The organism is Hafnia sp. HMSC23F03 (assembly GCF_001816025.1).
GTDB lineage: Bacteria > Pseudomonadota > Gammaproteobacteria > Enterobacterales > Enterobacteriaceae > Hafnia > Hafnia paralvei.
Genome location: NZ_KV824232.1, coordinates 160,913 through 180,168, shown reverse-complemented (window position 1 = coordinate 180,168; position 19,256 = coordinate 160,913). Strand labels below are relative to the sequence as shown.

Sequence of the window (19,256 nt, the reverse complement as noted above, 5' to 3'; positions counted from 1 at the left end):
TATATCAGTATCGGAAAGTGACTATCAGCCTTGTTGATTAATGGCCGAGTAAAATCAGATCCTGCGGTGCATAATATTCATTGCTATCGTTGCATACGACGCATTTTGCCGCGCGAATTTTCTCTCTTGCTAAATTCTTATCGTTAATCGCTTTAATCACCATGACATTACGCGTGCCGTTTTCTATAACGCGGGCGCCAACGCGTAAAGGGTTTCTGTTTCGATCGTAAGCAATTTGCATATAGTTTCTCCATCAAAAGATAAGCAATAAGGCAATGCTAGACCTATCAAATCTGTTGATAAAGTCCGTACTTAGTTTTAATTGTAATATGAATTCATTTTTAATTTTTATTCAGAATAAAAGCATACAGAGAAAAATCCGATGAATTTATGCCGCAAAATCTAGAAGCTAATTATCCTATTTGGTCGTTTAATTTTTCAGCTAAACATAGCCTTTTCTCTAAAATCATCTCACAGATAAAATAATAACCCTAAATAGTTAGCATTACCTTGTCTTAGGTAGTTTAGCGGTGGATGAAGGCGTATCCTTTTATGAGGATAAATTTTTTCTTAACGAAAGATCACCTTCAGCAAGTCGTGCTGTTATTTTCAGGAGCGTCATATGAATAAAACACCTCGTACGGTTACTTCACCGAAAAAATTTGTTATTGGGCGCGGGCTTCTTCAACAAATGCATGATTACGTGAAAGATTTTGGTGATAACGCGTTTATCATCAGTGATGAATTCATATTGCCACGAGTGAAGGATGAGGCCGTTACAGGGTTGCAAAAGGCAGGGCTAAAAGGCACCTGTGAAAAATTTAACTACGAATGTACTGAAGTTGAAATTAAACGACTTGGTGCCTTAGCCGAATCGCAGAATGCAAATGTTATTGTCGGCATCGGCGGAGGCAAAACCTTAGATTCTGCTAAAGCAGTCGCCTACTACCATAAATTACCGGTTATTTTATTCCCAACGATTGCGTCTACCGATGCTCCATGTACTGCGCTGGCGGTCATCTATAGCGAAGAAGGGGAGTTCGAACGCTACCTATTTTTGCCACAAAACCCTGATGCCGTTATTGCCGATACTTCAATCATTGCTGCCGCGCCGGTGCGTTTCTTTGCTGCCGGGGTGGGTGATGCGCTGGCAACCTATTTTGAAGCGCGTGCCTGCTATGCTGCGGATGGTGTGAATTTGGTACTGAAAAAACCATCTCGGACAGGACTCGGTCTGGCTCAACTGTGCTATGAGCTGTTGAGTGAAAATGTTGATGCGGCGATGGATGCGGTAAGAAATAAAGTTTCTACGCCTGCGCTTGAACAAACCATTGAAGCGACGATTTATTTGAGTGGCGTTGGGGCTGAAGCGGGCGGTTTAGCTGCCGCACATGCGGTCAACAACGGTATGTCTGCGGTGCCTGATTTACATCGCGCGCAGCACGGCGAAAAAGTGGTATTTGGTCTCCTCACCCAGCTTGTGCTAGAAAATGCCCCACGCGCAGAACTCGACGAAGTCATTCGTATCATCAAAGTGGCTGGATTGCCTCTGACGCTACAAGACATGGGACTGAAAAACTTTGTGGAAGCCGAATGGCGCAAAGTGGCAGAGATTGCCTGTGCGGAAGGGGACACGATGGGCAATATGCCAATGGAATTAACCGCCGATGATGTCTATGAAGCAATGGTTGCAGCGAATGCCATGGCTGAGCGTTACAAAAACGCTTAATACTTAATGCTGAATATGTTGCTAAAGCGGCCTGATGGCCGCTTTTTTGTGCCTATGTGAAAAGCAATGTCTTACATTGAGACTCCGATCGGGTCTCAGTGATTGTAATCATTGTGTTAACTGCGAGATAATGACTTTAGCAATTAATAGTCTGTACCCGCAGTTCTCACCCTGTGAAGATGGAAAGCACCCATTCAAAAAGTACCCCTTTATCATTAGAGGGTATATTTTGGATTTAGCTCAAGAATCAACAGGCTAAAAACACGTAAGGTGGTGGTGTTTTCTTTACACAGTGAGCCGACGAGAATACGTCGCGTGAGTGTGAATCTACTGAAGCTGATGTTGCAAGTGAGAAAAAAATGTCAAATAAGCCATTTCATTACCAAGATCCGTTCCCACTAAAAAAAGACGAAACCGAATACTATCTGTTGAGTAAAGATCATGTTTCGGTCGCTGAGTTTGAAGGGCAAGAAATCCTGAAGGTTGAGCCGCAAGCGCTGACTCTCCTTGCACAACACGCGTTCCACGATGCCTCCTTTATGCTTCGCCCAGCCCATCAACAGCAGGTCGCCCAAATTCTTGACGACCCAGAAGCCAGTGAAAACGACAAATATGTCGCACTGCAGTTCCTGCGCAATTCTGAAATTGCGGCAAAGGGGATTTTGCCAACCTGTCAGGACACTGGAACCGCCATTATCGTCGGTAAGAAAGGTCAGCGAGTTTGGACGGGGGGCGGTGATGAAGCAGCCCTGTCTCGCGGCGTATATAACACCTTTATCGAAGATAATCTGCGCTATTCGCAAAACGCCGCGCTGGATATGTATAAAGAGGTTAACACCGGCAGTAACCTGCCTGCGCAGATCGATTTATATAGCACCGACGGCGATGAGTATAAGTTCCTGTGCATCGCTAAAGGCGGCGGCTCAGCGAATAAAACTTATCTTTATCAAGAAACTAAAGCGCTATTAACTCCGGGTAAGCTGAAAAATTATCTGGTCGATAAAATGCGTACTTTAGGTACTGCTGCATGCCCTCCATACCACGTTGCTTTTGTTATCGGTGGCACTTCAGCTGAAGCGACGCTGAAAACCGTGAAGCTCGCTTCTACCAAATATTACGATGGCCTGCCAACGGAAGGTAACGAGCATGGTCAGGCGTTCCGTGATATTGAGCTTGAGCAGGAGTTGCTGAAAGAAGCTCAGAATCTCGGCCTAGGTGCACAGTTTGGTGGCAAATATTTCGCCCATGATGTTCGTGTTATTCGTTTACCTCGTCATGGTGCTTCTTGTCCAGTGGGCATGGGGGTTTCCTGCTCGGCAGACCGTAATATCAAAGCGAAGATCAATCGCGATGGTATCTGGATTGAGAAACTGGAAAGCAATCCGGGTAAATATATTCCTGAACATCTGCGTAAAGCCGGTGAGGGGGAAGCGGTTAAGGTTGATTTAAACCGTCCAATGTCTGAAATATTGCAGCAACTCTCTCAGTATCCGGTCTCTACTCGTCTATCTCTGAGTGGCACCATTGTTGTTGGCCGCGATATTGCTCACGCTAAACTGAAAGAGCGCTTAGATAAAGGAGAGGATCTGCCGCAATACGTTAAAGATCATCCGATTTACTACGCAGGACCGGCGAAGACGCCAGCGGGTTATGCATCTGGTTCTTTAGGCCCAACAACGGCAGGGCGTATGGATTCCTATGTCGATTTGCTGCAGGCCCACGGCGGTAGCATGGTCATGTTGGCGAAGGGTAACCGTAGCCAGCAGGTGACTGATGCCTGTAAGAAACACGGCGGTTTTTACCTCGGCAGCATCGGTGGCCCAGCCGCAGTTCTGGCTCAGCAAAGTATTAAGAGCTTAGAATGTCTGGAGTATCCAGAACTGGGTATGGAAGCGATCTGGAAAATTGAGGTTGAAGACTTCCCTGCATTTATTCTGGTTGATGACAAAGGTAATGACTTCTTCCAAGTGATCCAGTCTGAACAATGTACTCGCTGTGTGAAGTAGTATTTTACGCATAGCCGTCATAATAAAGCCCTGCTTATTCAGCAGGGCTTTTTGCTTATACGTGATGTTAAGTGGGGGGCGTATTTATCACCGGGTCAAACTATAATAACTGTGACCGATCAGAATAAAACTTTTTGTAGGCGAGATAGCCGGCAATGATGGTCGAGAGGCTTGCGGTAGAGAGCAGCATAAATGTCACCATGATCTGATAGCGAATCGCTTTCACAGGATCTATCCCTGCAAAAATAAGCCCCGACATCATCCCCGGTAAACTGACTAGCCCGACAGTTTTGGCTGAGTCAACGGTCGGTATTAGCGCGGCTTTGATGCTGGCACGGATAATTGCGGCAGACGACTGTTTAGGTGTCGCACCGAGGCTGAGCATTTCTTGCACTTTTTGTTTTTCATCCGCAAAACGCTGGCGCAGATTGTTGTAGCACAGTCCGACAGCGACCATCGCATTACCCGCAATCATTCCGGAAATAGGAATAACCTGCATAGGTGTAAATGTTATGGAGCCGCTGAGGATCAGCACTGCCAACGTAAGCGCGGTACCCGTAACGATAGCGATTAGCGAGATGACAAAAGCGTGGCTTAAATTTTTGCTGCGCTTCTTGGCGTTGTAAGCCGCATTGACGCAAATAAATAGCACCATTAAAAGCGTCAGCAGAGCATGGTCGATATTAAAAATATACTTCAGGACATAGCCAACGATAATCAACTGGATAATGGCGCGGGTTACGCTCCAGATAATATCTTTTTCTAACCCTAACTTTTCTTTACCGCTGATCAGTAGTGCGATAGCGACGAGTGCTAGAGCCATAACCAGTGATTGATCGGTTATATTATGTTCGCTCACTGTTCTTCCCCTTTGGCTTCATGTTTTTCCATACGTAGAAGATTATGGGATTGACGGATTTCATCGCTGTTGTGTGTGACCCATAATACGGCGATGCCAGAACTACTGATTAAATCATCAATGACCTGATGCACAATTTCTTTATTCTTATCGTCAAGAGCGCTGGTTATTTCATCAAGCAACAAGATTTCAGGTTGATATTGCAGATTGCGCAGCAGAGCCACACGCTGTTTTTCGCCACCGGAAAGTTCATCAATCTTCTTGTCTAGAATGTGTAGAGGAAGATCGAACTGTAACAGTCCCTTTTTTATTTTTTCATTGTCGACTTTATCTCCGCGGATTTGATACGGAAATTTGAGGTTATCACTGACCGTCTCACCAAATAGAACTGGGGTTTGGAAACAGTAAGACACCTTCTGACGATACTCTTCAGGTTTGATCGTGAGAATATTCTGTCCGTGGAGAAAAATATCGCCCGAGGTGGGGGGGAATAAAGAGGCTATTATTTTCAGCAGAGTGCTCTTACCGCAACCGGATGGGCCGGTAATCACTTTGAACTCGTTGGGCTGAAGCGTTAAAGAGAGATTGTCGATAATGATCTGTTGATCGACGCTAAAACAAATATTGCGCAATTCAAGCAGATTCTCCGTGTTACTCATTTTATGTTCCATCTGGTGTTGCAGCCCACTGAATAAGTGGGCTGGTCCCAATTTTGGATATTAGTCGTTTACTTGACCGTCCATTGAACGGTTTCTCCGGCTAAGAATGGGATCAATGTATCGTCACCGCAGGGGATAGATTCGGCTACGGTGACGGGTTCGCGTACCAGTTCGATATAGCTCTCGTTGACTGGCAGGTTATAAAATGCAGGGCCATTGAGTGAACAAAATGCTTCAAGATGTTGTAGCGCATTTTCCTCTTCAAACACGGTTGCATAGGCCTGTACGGCTGTTGGCGCATTAAATACACCGGCACATCCGCAGCTGGATTCCTTGCGATGGCGTGAATGCGGCGCAGAGTCTGTACCAAGGAAGAAGCGACTGTTGCCGCTGGTGGCTGCCTTACGCAACGCTTGCTGATGCGTGCTGCGCTTCAGTATGGGCAGACAGAACAGATGTGGACGAATACCGCCAACCAGCATGTGGTTGCGATTAAACATCAGGTGCTGCGGAGTAATGGTTGCGGCTAAAAAGCTATCCCCTTCGGTCACAAACTCGGCAGCCTCTTGGGTCGTGATGTGCTCAAATACAATTTTTAGCTCTGGGAAATTTTTGCGCAGAGGCAGCATAACTTCATCAATGAAACGAGCCTCTCGGTCAAAGATGTCCACGTCGTGCAAGGTAACTTCTCCATGGATCAGCAGTGGCATGCCAATTTTTTGCATCTTCTCAAACAGCGGATATAGCCCAGGAACCGATGTTACGCCATGTTTGGAGTTCGTGGTGGCATTAGCAGGATAGAGCTTTGCTGCAGTAAAAACGCCTTCGGTGTGCCCTGAGACCAGCTCATTGGCATCGAGATCGTCGGTAAGATAGCAGGTCATTAGCGGCGTGAAATCGTGCTCCGCCGGTACGGCAGCAAGAATGCGTGCACGATAGGCCTGTGCCTGAGCAACGCTGGTGATCGGCGGAACCAGATTAGGCATGACGATGGCACGGGCAAAATGCTGGCTGGTGTGCGGTAAAACGGTTTTTAGCATTTCGTCATCGCGAAGATGAAGATGCCAGTCATCTGGGCGGCGGATCTTAAGGGCGTGCTGCATTACGGTCATTACAAGGCTCCGGCTGACAAGACTGTCTTGAGTGATGTTGACGATACAGATCGAGCGAGACACATTCTTAAATTAGCGATAAAAATGTGTTTTTATGGCGGGGAATAAGGATAAGGGGAAACGCGTCAATATGCACCCGTTTGTTGTGATCTATCGATAATTAGTATGATTCAAGAGAATTCCTGCGGGATTTTGTGTGACAAAAAGCGTAATGTGAAGGCAGGTATTAAATGAATGAATCTAGTGGAATCAAAGAAAAGGAGTACCACGATGAGTGAGATTCGTATAGTTGCAACCTTGATCGCTAAACCAGAACATGCAGCAGCCATTCATAGCGCAGTGGAACGCGTTGTCGATCCTAGCAGACAAGAGGTCGGTAATATTCAGTACGATCTGCACGAAGAAATCGGCCATAAAGGCACCTACGTATTCTTCGAAGTATGGGCGTCTCAGGAGGCGGTAGATCACCATAATAATACCGTTCACTTCCAGAATTTTGTGAAAGAAATCGAAGGGAAGTTGGAGATGCTTGATATTAAGGTTCTACATCAAATCGCTTGATGAATAAATAATAGCCAGTCTCCGGGGGCTAAGGTTTTCCTTCATGCCCATTGCGTCATGCAGCCGGAGACTGTGCGGGAATAATACATTCTGATGTCAGAAACTCTAGGAAAATTATATTCCATCTATAACAAACTTATCCTAGCTCAAATGATGAATAATAATTGTCCTAATCATTGGCGCTTTAATATTATTAAATACGTGAGAATGATTTTTATTATTTAATAAAGTAATTCTGAAATCAGATTATAAATCAAAAACCCGCCAATGGCGGGTTTTTGATTTAGTGCAATAGCCAACTCATCAGTCAACGGCTGGTGGCTTAGTTGCCGGTGCTGTTGCCTGACTTACCGCTGCATGACCACCGGCACCGCCTTTGCTTTGTAGATCCAAAGCAGGGCGCTGCCATGTGCTCACGGCCGGAGTCGAAGGAACATACTCAGGTGCGGGAGCCTTAGTCATTGGTGCTGTTGCTACGCGCTGTGCTTTAGCGGCAACCACAACAACTGGTTTAGCTGGAGTCACTGGCTGTACAGGTGTTTCGACGACAGCTTCTTCAGTAGCCATAGTCTCTACAGTTTCATCAGCCACTGGCGCTTCAACCACTTCTGTTTCTGGCTGAGTCTCTGCCAAGGCAGGAACTTCAGCAGTTTCAGTTGCAGTCACCGTGGATTCAGCCGTCGCTGGTGCTTCGCTCACTGGTTCAGCCGGAATTTCTGCCATAACGGGAGCAACAGCATCCGTGGTTTCTTCAGTAACGGGTTGCTCAACCACGGTGCCTTCAACTGTGGTTTCGTCAACAACAGGAGCGTCAGAAGCGACTTCTACAGCGTCGATGCTTGGCTCTGCAGTTTTAACTTCAGCCGCAGGCTCTGCCGCAACGGTATCCGTGGTTAGCGATGCAGCCGGTGCTGCAGCAACGGAGGTTGCGACTACAGAAGTGACCACCGGAGGGATGATGACAGGCTTAATGACGGGTACCGCGTCAACGGTTTCAGTCACTGCTGGCACTGCTGGTTGTTCTACAACGTTTTCAGCAACAGGAGAAACATGCGTTTCGATCTGGCGTTGTTCGGTTGCAGAGGCATGCGCTTCAACTTCAGTCGTTGCCGTTGGTGCAACTGGATAGCTGATCCACACTTTGCCAGACGCCATCTCTGGAGAAGCGGCGGCAAATGCCAGAGGCATTGGCGACTGAGTTGGGTAACGCTCATCACGATAGCGACGACGGCGTTGACCGCTAACACGCAGATGACGAGGTGAGCGGCGAGAACGACGAGGCATACCGTTTTCACCTTGACGGTTATCACGGAAGTTTTCTTCTTCGCTTGCCTGCTGCTGCGGCGCATCAGCCTGAACAACCGGCGCAGCTTCAGCCACCGTCGGCGTGACGACTACGGCAGGAACTGAGGCTTTAGCTAACGCTGCAGCATCGTCTTCAGCCTGCGTTGTGAAGCGTACTTTTTGAGTCAGCTGGCGGCGCTGACGGCGCGGCATGTGCTGATTCTCTTCACGGTTGCTTTCTTCGGCTTCGGTCGTAGCGACGGCGTCGTTGTTTTCTAGCGCTTTTACTTCTTGCTGAGCCTGACGTTTATCCTCGGTACGACGACGCTGACGGTCGTTGTTACGCGGCTCACGACGCGGCTGCTGTTCATCGCGCTGTTCAGTTGGCGCTGCATCAACGGCAACGTCGGTATTGACAGCTTGTGCTGGCTGGCGGCGATTACGGCGCTGGTCTTCACGGTTGCTGTTACGTTCGTTGCGATCGTTGCTACGATCGTTATTACGGTCGTTGCTGCGTTCAGGGCGGTCGCTATTGCGCTCGTTATTACGATCGTTGCGGTCATTACGATCGCGACGGCCATTTTGACGGCGGTTGTTGTTGCGGCGATCCTGATTCTGGCGGCGAGGTTCTTCCACTGGCGCAGCAGGCTCGGCAGCAGGTTTTTGCTCTGACTCTGAACCAGCAAACATATTTTTCAGTGCAGAGAAGAAGCGGCTAATCAAACCTGGTTGGGCCGGTTCAGCTGGCTTAGCAACGGCTTTCGCCGCAGGTGCTACGGTAGCTGGTGCGGTAGTTTCAGCCGGTGGAGCCTCAACATCCAGAGAGAACGGCGCTAATGCGGGTTGTTCAGGGCGTTTACGCTCAAGTACAGGTTCTTCTTCAGCGGTCAGGCTCTCTGCCTCATGTAACTGAGGCAAAAGATAGCTAAGGGTGCTGGTTTCTTCACCTTTACGCACGCGTACGACGGAATAATGGGGGGTTTGCATCTGATCGTTAGGAACGACGATGACTTTCACACCATCCTGACGCTTCTCAATAGCACTCACGGATTCACGCTTTTCGTTCAACAGGTATGAAGCAACCGGAACAGGAACAATCGCGTGAACTTCGTTGGTGTTTTCCTTCAGCGCTTCTTCTTCAATCAGGCGCAGAATCGAGAGAGACAGTGACTCATTGTCACGCACAGTGCCAGTACCGTTACAGCGCGGACACACGTGGTGGCTGGACTCGCCAAGAGACGGGCTCAGACGTTGACGAGACATTTCCAGCAAACCGAAGCGTGAAATACGGCCAATCTGAATACGGGCACGATCCTGACGGACGGCGTCGCGTAGACGGTTTTCAACTTCGCGCTGATGGCGTACCGGTGTCATATCGATAAAATCGATCACGATCAGGCCGCCAAGGTCACGCAGTCGCAGCTGGCGAGCAATTTCATCAGCCGCTTCAAGGTTAGTATTGAACGCGGTTTCTTCAATATCGCCGCCGCGAGTTGCACGAGCGGAGTTAATATCGATAGCGGTCAAGGCTTCAGTCGAGTCAATAACGATGGAGCCGCCGGAAGGCAGGCGTACTTCACGCTGGAACGCAGACTCAATCTGGGATTCGATCTGGTAGTGGCTAAACAGCGGGATTTCACCGGTATACAGCTTAATCTTGCTGCTGAAATCAGGACGACCCAGCGCAGCAATATGCTGTTTAGCGAGATCGAGAATTTTTGGGTTATCAATCAGGATTTCGCCGATATCAGGGCGCAGGTAATCACGGAATGCGCGAACGATAACGTTGCTTTCTTGATGGATTAGGAATGGAGCAGGGCGGCCTTCAGCGGCTTTTTTAATGGCATCCCAGTGTTTCAGGCGGAATGACAGATCCCATTGCAGAGCTTCGGCAGATTTGCCTACGCCTGCGGTACGTACAATTAGACCCATTCCATCTGGCAACTGCAGAGAAGAAAGGGCTTCTTTCAATTCTGTACGGTCGTCACCCTCGATACGACGAGAAATACCACCTGCACGCGGATTGTTCGGCATCAATACCAAGTAGCTACCAGCTAGGCTGATAAACGTTGTTAGCGCTGCGCCTTTGTTTCCACGTTCTTCTTTATCAACCTGAACAATAACTTCCTGACCTTCGCGCAAAACATCTTTGATGTTTGGGCGGCCATGAGAGGAGTAATTGCTAGGGAAATATTCGCGGGCGATTTCTTTGAGGGGGAGAAAACCATGTCGTTCAGCACCGTAATCTACAAAAGCAGCTTCCAGACTTGGCTCAATACGGGTTATTTTTCCCTTGTAGATATTCGCTTTTTTCTGTTCGTGACCTGGGCTTTCAATATCCAGATCGTACAGACGCTGTCCGTCTACCAGGGCAACACGCAACTCTTCCTGCTGAGTTGCGTTAATCAACATTCTTTTCATCTTAAACTTACTCATTTTTTTTGCATTGGCAACTAAGCTGCGGGCAAAATAACGTCCTGACCGAGAGGAAGACCGATGACCCCGAGTCTTATCGCAAAGTCGTCAACCTCACGGTTGTCGCCTGCATAGGGGCGCATATTTCGGTAAGCCTATGTTTCTTAGCGAAAAAACAGCTTTGTGAAACAGAGCACTGTTTATCAGTAGATAACCCTACAAAATATGAGTATTACTGATTCCATGATTTTGGTCAGACTGCTACCCACAGCCCGCTAATTACTTGATTTCACACTACGTCTTACGCCATTGCTGCATTTCTGTGTCATCAAGTAAACGTCAAATCCCGTCGTTTTCCCTGTCTTAATGAGAATAAACGCGGAAATCTTTGTCATTATTCCACTGCAATGCCCTGTATAGCAAGACGACTTTTGCCCTTATCCGGAAGATTCTTGCAGTAGTTCACAACAAGGCTGTCTGGTTGCTCGTATATTAGGCATAATGCGGGCGCAAACGTTCTCTCCACCGTGTCGGCATCGTCTCTTTTTCATTCCTTTCATGATTATCTTCGGCGAGTTCAAAAAAGAAGTGGCATGCAGAGAGTTGCCTCTTTAAAATCGCGCCCATGAATATGAATAACACTTCAGTAAAGTTAGTCACGATTGCCGCCGATGAGGCAGGGCAGCGTATTGATAATTTTTTGCGCAATCAACTGAAAGGCGTGCCAAAAAGTATGATTTATCGCATCGTGCGCAAGGGCGAGGTGCGGGTTAATAAAAAACGCATTAAACCAGAATATAAATTGCAGCCTGGAGATGAGGTTCGCATTCCTCCGGTACGCATTGCGGAGCGAGATGAAGCGCCTGTTTCCGCGAAACTGGACAAAGTTGCGGCGCTCAACGACTGCATTATCTTTGAAGATGATTATTTGTTGGTGCTGAATAAGCCTTCTGGGACAGCGGTTCACGGCGGCAGCGGCCTAAGCTTTGGTGTTATTGAAGGATTGCGCGCGCTGCGCCCTGAGGCACGTTTCCTTGAACTGGTTCATCGTTTGGACCGTGAAACCTCGGGTGTGCTGTTAGTTGCTAAAAAACGCTCTGCTCTGCGTGCACTGCATGAACAACTGCGTATGAAGGGCATGCAGAAAGATTATCTCGCGCTGGTGCGTGGACAGTGGCAGTCGCACTGTAAAGTGGTGCAGGCGCCATTGTTGAAGAACATCCTGCAAAGCGGTGAGCGTATCGTGCGGGTAAATGCCGAGGGCAAACCGTCAGAGACTCGCTTCAAAGTGGAGGAGCGCTTTGAGAATGCTACGCTGGTGAAAGCAAGTCCTGTCACGGGACGTACACACCAGATCCGTGTTCATACGCTGCATGCGGGGCATCCGATTGCCTTTGATGATCGCTATGGCGATCGCGAGTTTGATAGCGAATTGAAAGGCACGGGCTTGGATCGCTTGTTCCTACATGCTGCCGCATTGCGTTTCGAGCACCCGAATACGGGGGAAACCATGCGTGTTGAGGCCCCGTTGGATAAGAAATTGCGCCATTGCCTTGACGTATTGCGCAAGACAAAGGCGTAATACTTTTCTGATTGTTCCTGAATAAGCCGGAGTGACTCCGGCTTTTTTTATGCTCTGTTTTTGCCGTGTAGCAGGGCGTTGTAACCTAATTTACGTAGCATCTCATTGAGCGCAATCAGCGGGAGTCCGATCAGCGCATTGGGATCTCGGCCCTCGAGGCGGCTAAAAAGTAAAATCCCCGCACCTTCACACATAAAGCTTCCCGCGCAACTGAGCGGCATTTCTAGCTCGATATAAGCGCGAATCTCTTCATCACTTAAATGACGAAAATGAACGTGGAATGGTTCGCAGATAATTTCTCTGTGCATGGTGTGGCTATTAACTACGCACAGACCGGTATAAAAGGTGATGATTTTTCCACTGGCCGCGTGCAATTGGCGCTGCGCATTCTCCACTGAGCCCGGTTTACCGACGATATTTCCATCAATAACACACACCTGATCGGAGCCAATAATAAGGCTATTAGGGAATTTATCTGTCAGTGAGAGTGCTTTTTCTAACGCCAAGCGTTGAACCAAGGCAGTTGCGGATTCCCCATTTTTCGGTGTTTCATCGGTATCGGGCGCGGCGCAGAGAAACTCAACGCCAAGCTTTTCAAGCAAAGCTCGGCGGTAAGGCGAAGTAGAGGCTAGAATCAAAGGTGACATATTTTTTCCATAAAGCATGGCGTAATTGAATCTGACATTTTAAACTGTCCGCCGCTCAGGAAGCGAATATTGGAGGGAAAGTGCGCCCACAAGGCCTTTTCCTTTGACTCTCGGTCTTTACAAAGTTAATATGCGCGCCCTATGCAAAAGGTAAAATTACCCTTGACCCTCGATGCAGTTCGTACTGCACAGAAACGATTAGATTACGTTGGTTTCTATTCGTCTGAGCAGGTAACGCGAGTTGCTGAATCTGTGGTCAGTGTGGATAGCGATGTTGCCGTGTCGTTGTCATTTAATATTGATAACCAGCGGTTAGCGGTGATTACTGGTCATGCCGACGTAACGGTAACGTTATGTTGTCAGCGCTGTAATCAGACGTTCCAACAGCAAGTCCATACAACGTATTGTTTCAGTCCGGTCGCCAATGACGAGCAGGCTGAGGCATTGCCGGAAGCTTACGAGCCGATCGAAGTCAACGAATTTGGTGAAGTCGATTTGCTGGCAATGGTAGAAGATGAAATTATCCTCGCCCTGCCGGTAGTTCCGGTGCATGAATCTGAACACTGTGAAGTGTCCGAAGCGGACATGGTATTTGGCAAACTGCCTCCAGAGGCGGAGAAACCAAACCCATTTGCCGCATTAGCCAGTTTAAAGCGAAAGTAATCAAGGAGTAAGGTCAATGGCCGTACAACAGAACAAAAAAACCCGCTCTTGCCGTGGTATGCGTCGTTCACACGATGCGCTGACCACGACTACCGTCTCTGTTGACAAGGTTTCCGGTGAAACTCACCTGCGTCACCATGTCACTGCGGACGGTTTCTACCGCGGTCGCAAGGTTATCGTTAAGTAATACTTTTAGTATTTACAAGGCGATACTTTGACTCGTCTAACCCTAGCGTTAGATGCTATGAGCGGGGATTTCGGTCCTTGCATCACAGTGCCTGCAGCTTTGCAGGCACTGGCCTCTACTTCGTCGCTATACCTTCTGATTGTCGGACAACCCGACGCCATCGCACCTTATCTTGCTAAAGCCGATCCGTCGCTTCAAGAACGTTTGCGTGTGGTTCCTGCTGAGTCTGTAATTCCCAACGATGCTAAACCCTCGCATGCGATCCGTACGAGCAAGGGAACATCGATGCGCGTTGCTCTCGACTTAGTGAAGAATGGTGAAGCGCAGGCCGTCGTTAGCGCGGGAAATACCGGTGCGCTGATGGGGCTGGCAAAAATGATGCTTAAGCCTTTAGACGGTATTGAGCGTCCAGCGTTAATGACGGTTTTGCCTAATCAGCAAAAAAGTAAGACGGTAGTGCTGGACTTAGGTGCTAACGTTGAAAGTAGTAGTGCCATGTTAGTGCAGTTTGCCGTGATGGGTGCGGTAATGGCCGAAGAACTCGTTGGCGTAGCAACGCCGCGCGTCGCCCTGCTAAATATTGGTGAAGAAGAGTGTAAAGGTTTAGACAATATCCGCGAAGCCGCCGCTGTGCTTAAGGGCACGCCAGCGATTAACTATATCGGCTATCTGGAAGGCAATGATTTGCTAACGGGCAAAACAGATGTGTTGGTTTGTGACGGCTTCGTGGGTAATGTTACGTTAAAGACAATGGAAGGGGTGGTGCGTATGTTCCTGTCCCTTCTCAAATCACCGGGAGAGAAGCGCAGACGCTCCTGGTGGTTAAAGTTATTGGGACGCTGGATACAAAAAAGAATTGCTAAGCGTTTCGGTGACTTGAACCCCGACCAGTATAATGGAGCTTGTCTGGTAGGATTGCGTGGCACCGTGATTAAAAGCCACGGCGCAGCGAACCAAAAAGCGTTCGCTGTTGCTATCGAACAGGCTGTGCAGGCGGTGCAAAGGCAAATTCCTCAGCGAATTGCCCTGCGCCTTGAGGCGATATTACCCAAGAGTGATTGATCGTACATGTATACAAGAATTCTCGGTACGGGGAGCTATCTGCCCGTACAAGTGCGTACCAACGCTGATTTAGAACGTATGGTTGAAACGTCTGATGAGTGGATTGTTTCCCGTACAGGTATCCGTGAACGCCGCATTGCAGCGCCGGATGAAAACGTGTCAACCATGGCGTTTGAAGCGGCTAAGCATGCGCTTGAGATGTCTGGGCTTGATAAAGATGAGATTGGCCTGATTGTTGTTGCGACAACGTCTGCGACTCACGCGTTTCCAAGCGCCGCTTGCCAAGTTCAAAATATGCTGGGGATCAAAGGGTGCGCGGCGTTTGATGTTGCTGCCGCTTGTGCTGGCTTCACCTATGCGCTGAGCATTGCCGATCAATATGTCAAAAACGGTGCGGTAAAACATGCGCTGGTGATTGGTTCTGATACGTTGAGCCGCACATTGGATCCTCAAGATCGCGGCACGGTGATTTTATTCGGTGATGGTGCGGGAGCTGTGGTGCTGGGCGCTTCTGACGAAGCCGGTATTTTGTCTACGCACATTCATGCCGATGGCCGTTATGGCGAATTGCTGACGTTACCAAATCGTCAGCGTTATACCGACGATCAAGCATATCTGACGATGGCCGGTAATGAAGTCTTCAAAGTTGCTGTGACAGAGCTAGCCCACATTGTTGACGAGTCTCTTACTGCGAATAACCTTGAACGCAGCGACTTGGATTGGCTGGTTCCACATCAGGCTAACTTGCGCATTATCAGCGCTACGGCGAAAAAGCTGGGTATGACGTTGGATAATGTGGTGGTAACGCTGGATCGCCACGGTAATACTTCTGCCGCATCGGTGCCTTGTGCACTAGATGAAGCGGTGCGCGATGGTCGTATCCAGCGTGGCCAACTGATTCTGCTCGAAGCCTTTGGTGGCGGTTTCACCTGGGGTTCTGCTTTAGTTCGCTTTTAATTGTTAAGCTTTTTCTAATATGAGTGGGATGAAGTTATCCTAAGTGACAGGGTAACTTTGTTCTATTGTGCTGAATTAGAAATAGAATATCAGGAATATAAAAATGTCTAAATTCGCAATGGTATTTCCGGGGCAGGGTTCGCAGACTGTCGGCATGCTGGCCGATCTCGCGACTCAATTTCCGATTGTAGAGCAGACTTTTGCTGAAGCCTCTGATGCTTTGGGCTACGACCTGTGGAAACTGGTTCAGGAAGGTCCAGCCGAAGAGCTGAATAAAACTTGGCAGACTCAGCCTGCGCTGTTGGCGGCGTCTGTCGCTATTTATCGTGTATGGCAGCAGCAGAATGGCGCGCAGCCTGCGATGATGGCAGGCCACAGCTTAGGCGAGTATTCTGCGCTGGTTTGTGCCGGTGTGCTGGATTTCAAACAGGCGATCCGTCTGGTTGAGCTGCGTGGCAAGCTGATGCAGGAAGCCGTTCCGGCAGGAACAGGTGCGATGTCAGCTATTATCGGTCTGGATAATGACGCTATTGCTAAAGCGTGTGAAGAGTCTGCGCAAGGGGAAGTTGTTTCTCCTGTAAACTTTAACTCGCCAGGTCAGGTTGTTATTGCTGGTAACAAAGATGCCGTTGAACGTGCCGGTGCTGCCTGCAAAGCTGCCGGGGCAAAACGTGCGTTGCCGTTGCCTGTCAGCGTGCCATCACATTGTGCGCTGATGAAGCCTGCGGCTGAGAAGCTGGCCGTTGCGCTGCAGGAAGTGACATTCAATGCTCCGCTGTTTGCAGTGATCAATAACGTCGATGTGAAAGCCGAAACCTCTCCAGAGGCGATTCGCGATGCACTTGTTCGCCAATTGTATAGCCCAGTTCGCTGGAGCGAGTCGGTAGAATTTATGGCAGGTGAGGGCGTTGAGCATCTGCTGGAGGTTGGACCGGGCAAAGTTCTGACTGGCCTGACCAAGCGTATTGTAGACACTATGACTGCAGCAGCGATTAACGATGCCGCATCAGTGTCCGCTGCGCTTGCACAATAAGAAGAGGAAAATGATGAGCTTCGAAGGAAAAATTGCACTGGTCACCGGCGCTAGCCGTGGTATTGGCCGCGCTATTGCTGAAAATTTAGTGGCCCGTGGCGCACGCGTTATTGGCACAGCAACAAGCGATAAGGGTGCTGCAGATATTAGCGCTTACCTTGGTGAAAACGGCAAAGGCTATAACCTAAACGTCGTCGATCAGGCTTCTATTGATGCAGTTTTAAGCGCTATCCGTGCTGAATTTGGTGAAATTGACATTTTAGTCAATAATGCCGGTATTACTCGTGATAACCTGTTGATGCGTATGAAAGACGACGAATGGCAGGATATTTTAGACACAAATCTGACCTCAGTATTCCGTCTGTCAAAAGCGGTTTTACGAGCTATGATGAAAAAACGCTGTGGCCGCATTATCACCATTGGCTCTGTTGTTGGTACAATGGGTAATGCAGGACAAGCAAACTACGCGGCCGCTAAAGCAGGATTGATTGGCTTTAGTAAGTCTCTAGCACGAGAAGTTGCTTCTCGTGGCATTACCGTTAACGTCGTGGCACCTGGTTTCATTGAGACTGATATGACTCGTGCGTTAACGGAAGAACAGCGTGCCGGTATTCTTTCGCAGGTCCCGGCTAATCGCTTGGGTGATGCAAAAGAAATCGCTAATGCTGTTGCTTTTTTAGCTTCAGATGAAGCTGGCTATATCACCGGTGAGACCTTACATGTCAATGGCGGCATGTATATGATCTAAAAATCACGAAAAAAATTTGCGTTTTTTGAGGGAATGACCGCAAAATAGCGCAAAATCGTGGTTTGACCAGCCGGGATTTAGTTGCATCTTTTTCAACTTTCAATACACTACGAAAACCATCGCGAAAGCGAGTTTTGATAGGAAATTTAAGAGTATGAGCACTATCGAAGAACGCGTTAAGAAAATCATTATCGAACAGCTGGGTGTTAAAGAAGACGAAGTCGTGAATGCTGCTTCCTTCGTTGACGATCTGGGTGCTGATTCTCTTGACACCGTTGAACTGGTTATGGCTCTGGAAGAAGAGTTTGATACTGAGATTCCGGACGAAGAAGCAGAAAAGATCACTACTGTTCAAGCAGCAATCGACTACATCGAATCTGCGAACAAGTAATCGAACACATCTAGGCGGTCATTCGACCGCCTACGTTTTTTCCTGCTCTCATAGAGTTTCAAATTAAATTCCCTCCCTGGAGGACAAACGTGTCTAAGCGTCGAGTTGTTGTGACCGGACTGGGCATGTTGTCTCCTGTCGGCAATACTGTAGATTCCACTTGGGATGCTATCGTGGCCGGGCAGAGTGGCATCAGCCTAATCGACCATTTCGATACTAGCGCCTATGCAACGCGTTTTGCTGGCTTAGTAAAGGATTTTAATAGTGAAGACTATATCTCGCGTAAAGATGCACGCAAGATGGACGCCTTCATTCAGTACGGGATCGCTGCCGGTATTCAGGCATTTAAAGATTCTGGGATTGAAGTTACAGAAGAAAATGCTCCACGTATTGGTGCCGCTATCGGTTCTGGTATTGGTGGACTTGGCCTGATTGAAGAAAATCATGGTGCGCTTGTTAAAGGCGGACCACGTAAAATCAGCCCATTCTTCGTGCCTTCAACCATTGTGAATATGGTGGCAGGTCATTTGACCATCATGTTAGGTCTACGTGGCCCGAGCATTTCCATTGCAACGGCATGTACTTCTGGTGTGCACAACATCGGACATGCAGCACGTATGATCGCGTACAACGACGCAGACGTCATGCTGGCAGGTGGTGCAGAGAAAGCGAGCACGCCTCTGGGTGTTGGTGGCTTTGGTGCCGCACGCGCACTGTCAACGCGTAACGATAACCCGCAAGCGGCTAGCCGCCCATGGGATAAAGATCGTGACGGTTTCGTTCTCGGTGATGGCGCTGGTATTCTGGTTCTTGAAGAATACGAACATGCGAAAGCGCGTGGCGCAAAAATTTATGCTGAAATCGTTGGTTTCGGTATGAGTAGCGATGCTTACCACATGACTTCTCCACCGGAAAACGGTGAAGGTGCAGCACTGGCGATGGTGAATGCTTTGCGTGATGCGGGCTTGAATGCATCCCAGGTTGGCTACATCAACGCTCACGGAACTTCTACTCCGGCGGGCGATAAAGCAGAAGCTCAGGCTGTGAAAAGCGTATACGGCGCAGATGCCGGTAAAGTGATGGTGAGTTCTACCAAATCGATGACAGGTCACCTCTTAGGTGCCGCTGGTGCGGTTGAATCTATCTTTACCATTCTGACACTGCGTGACCAAATCGTCGCGCCAACTATTAATCTGGATAACCCAGATGAAGGTTGCGATCTTGACTTTGTACCTGGCGCAGCTCGTCAGGTGAAGGGTCTGGAATATGCGCTGTGTAACTCCTTCGGCTTTGGTGGCACTAACGGTTCTGTGATTTTTCGCAAAATCTAAGTCACGTTAGCGGGTAGCGTTATTATCTGC

At 48.5% G+C, this 19,256-nt stretch carries 18 protein-coding genes; 12 read left to right on the top strand and 6 right to left on the bottom strand.

Annotated elements, in window-relative coordinates:
* Nucleotides 1-37 precede the first annotated feature (37 nt).
* Complete coding sequence (gene ydfZ / locus HMPREF3091_RS14720) at nt 38-241, bottom strand: putative selenium delivery protein YdfZ (RefSeq protein ID WP_070716641.1); 204 nt, start codon at nt 239-241, stop codon at nt 38-40.
* Between the two features lie 381 nt (nt 242-622).
* Between ydfZ and HMPREF3091_RS14715 the strand changes: the two genes are divergently transcribed.
* Together HMPREF3091_RS14715 and fumA are read left to right on the top strand one after the other, a co-directional pair.
* Nucleotides 623-1,729, top strand: coding sequence for a glycerol dehydrogenase (locus HMPREF3091_RS14715; protein WP_070716639.1), 1,107 nt, complete (start codon nt 623-625; stop codon nt 1,727-1,729).
* Between the two features lie 359 nt (nt 1,730-2,088).
* Nucleotides 2,089-3,735: a class I fumarate hydratase FumA gene (gene fumA / locus HMPREF3091_RS14710; RefSeq protein WP_004092908.1), complete on the top strand. Its 1,647-nt coding sequence runs from the start codon at nt 2,089-2,091 to the stop codon at nt 3,733-3,735.
* Between the two features lie 100 nt (nt 3,736-3,835).
* On the opposite strand, the gene fetB is transcribed toward fumA, so the two are convergent.
* The 3 genes from fetB to pyrC all read right to left on the bottom strand — a co-directional run bounded on the left by fetB (nt 3,836) and on the right by pyrC (nt 6,365).
* Entirely contained in the window at nt 3,836-4,594 is a 759-nt protein-coding gene (gene fetB, locus HMPREF3091_RS14705; RefSeq protein WP_008813808.1) for an iron efflux ABC transporter permease subunit FetB, read from the bottom strand.
* Nucleotides 4,591-5,253, bottom strand: a complete 663-nt coding sequence (gene fetA / locus HMPREF3091_RS14700; RefSeq protein WP_070716637.1) for an iron efflux ABC transporter ATP-binding subunit FetA — start codon at nt 5,251-5,253, stop codon at nt 4,591-4,593. The genes fetB and fetA overlap by 4 nt, the downstream gene beginning before the upstream one ends.
* 68 nt (nt 5,254-5,321) lie before the next feature.
* A complete protein-coding gene (gene pyrC, locus HMPREF3091_RS14695) occupies nt 5,322-6,365 on the bottom strand; it encodes a dihydroorotase (RefSeq protein WP_070716635.1) in 1,044 nt (347 codons plus the stop codon).
* A gap of 270 nt (nt 6,366-6,635) precedes the next feature.
* Between pyrC and HMPREF3091_RS14690 the strand changes: the two genes are divergently transcribed.
* Entirely contained in the window at nt 6,636-6,926 is a 291-nt protein-coding gene (locus tag HMPREF3091_RS14690; RefSeq protein ID WP_070716634.1) for a putative quinol monooxygenase, read from the top strand.
* 303 nt (nt 6,927-7,229) lie between these two features.
* Here HMPREF3091_RS14690 and rne read toward each other — a convergent pair whose 3' ends face one another.
* On the bottom strand, nt 7,230-10,631 hold the full coding sequence (gene rne / locus HMPREF3091_RS14685) for a ribonuclease E (protein ID WP_070716632.1): 3,402 nt from the start codon (nt 10,629-10,631) through the stop codon (nt 7,230-7,232).
* A gap of 619 nt (nt 10,632-11,250) precedes the next feature.
* Between rne and rluC the strand changes: the two genes are divergently transcribed.
* A complete protein-coding gene (gene rluC / locus HMPREF3091_RS14680; RefSeq protein WP_004092918.1) occupies nt 11,251-12,207 on the top strand; it encodes a 23S rRNA pseudouridine(955/2504/2580) synthase RluC in 957 nt (318 codons plus the stop codon).
* Nucleotides 12,208-12,254: 47 nt separating this feature from the next.
* Here rluC and HMPREF3091_RS14675 read toward each other — a convergent pair whose 3' ends face one another.
* Nucleotides 12,255-12,854 (bottom strand): Maf family protein, encoded by a 600-nt coding sequence (locus tag HMPREF3091_RS14675; RefSeq protein ID WP_070716630.1) that lies wholly within the window; start codon nt 12,852-12,854, stop codon nt 12,255-12,257.
* A gap of 141 nt (nt 12,855-12,995) precedes the next feature.
* On the opposite strand from HMPREF3091_RS14675, the gene yceD reads away from it, so the two are divergent.
* From yceD to fabF, 8 genes are all read left to right on the top strand, one after another.
* On the top strand, nt 12,996-13,517 hold the full coding sequence (gene yceD / locus HMPREF3091_RS14670; protein ID WP_004092920.1) for a 23S rRNA accumulation protein YceD: 522 nt from the start codon (nt 12,996-12,998) through the stop codon (nt 13,515-13,517).
* A gap of 16 nt (nt 13,518-13,533) precedes the next feature.
* Complete coding sequence (rpmF, locus tag HMPREF3091_RS14665; RefSeq protein ID WP_004092921.1) at nt 13,534-13,704, top strand: 50S ribosomal protein L32; 171 nt, start codon at nt 13,534-13,536, stop codon at nt 13,702-13,704.
* A 27-nt stretch (nt 13,705-13,731) separates the two neighbouring features.
* Nucleotides 13,732-14,766 (top strand): phosphate acyltransferase PlsX, encoded by a 1,035-nt coding sequence (gene plsX / locus HMPREF3091_RS14660; protein WP_083321433.1) that lies wholly within the window; start codon nt 13,732-13,734, stop codon nt 14,764-14,766.
* Nucleotides 14,767-14,772: 6 nt separating this feature from the next.
* On the top strand, nt 14,773-15,723 hold the full coding sequence (locus HMPREF3091_RS14655) for a beta-ketoacyl-ACP synthase III (RefSeq protein ID WP_004092925.1): 951 nt from the start codon (nt 14,773-14,775) through the stop codon (nt 15,721-15,723).
* Nucleotides 15,724-15,826: 103 nt separating this feature from the next.
* Nucleotides 15,827-16,756, top strand: coding sequence for an ACP S-malonyltransferase (gene fabD, locus HMPREF3091_RS14650; RefSeq protein ID WP_070716628.1), 930 nt, complete (start codon nt 15,827-15,829; stop codon nt 16,754-16,756).
* Between the two features lie 13 nt (nt 16,757-16,769).
* Complete coding sequence (gene fabG / locus HMPREF3091_RS14645; protein ID WP_070716626.1) at nt 16,770-17,504, top strand: 3-oxoacyl-ACP reductase FabG; 735 nt, start codon at nt 16,770-16,772, stop codon at nt 17,502-17,504.
* Nucleotides 17,505-17,658: 154 nt separating this feature from the next.
* Nucleotides 17,659-17,895 carry an acyl carrier protein gene (gene acpP, locus HMPREF3091_RS14640; protein ID WP_004092933.1) on the top strand — a complete coding sequence of 79 codons (237 nt, stop codon included), beginning with the start codon at nt 17,659-17,661 and terminating at the stop codon, nt 17,893-17,895.
* Between the two features lie 89 nt (nt 17,896-17,984).
* Nucleotides 17,985-19,226, top strand: a complete 1,242-nt coding sequence (gene fabF, locus HMPREF3091_RS14635; protein ID WP_008813797.1) for a beta-ketoacyl-ACP synthase II — start codon at nt 17,985-17,987, stop codon at nt 19,224-19,226.
* The last annotated feature ends 30 nt before the right edge of the window (nt 19,227-19,256 follow it).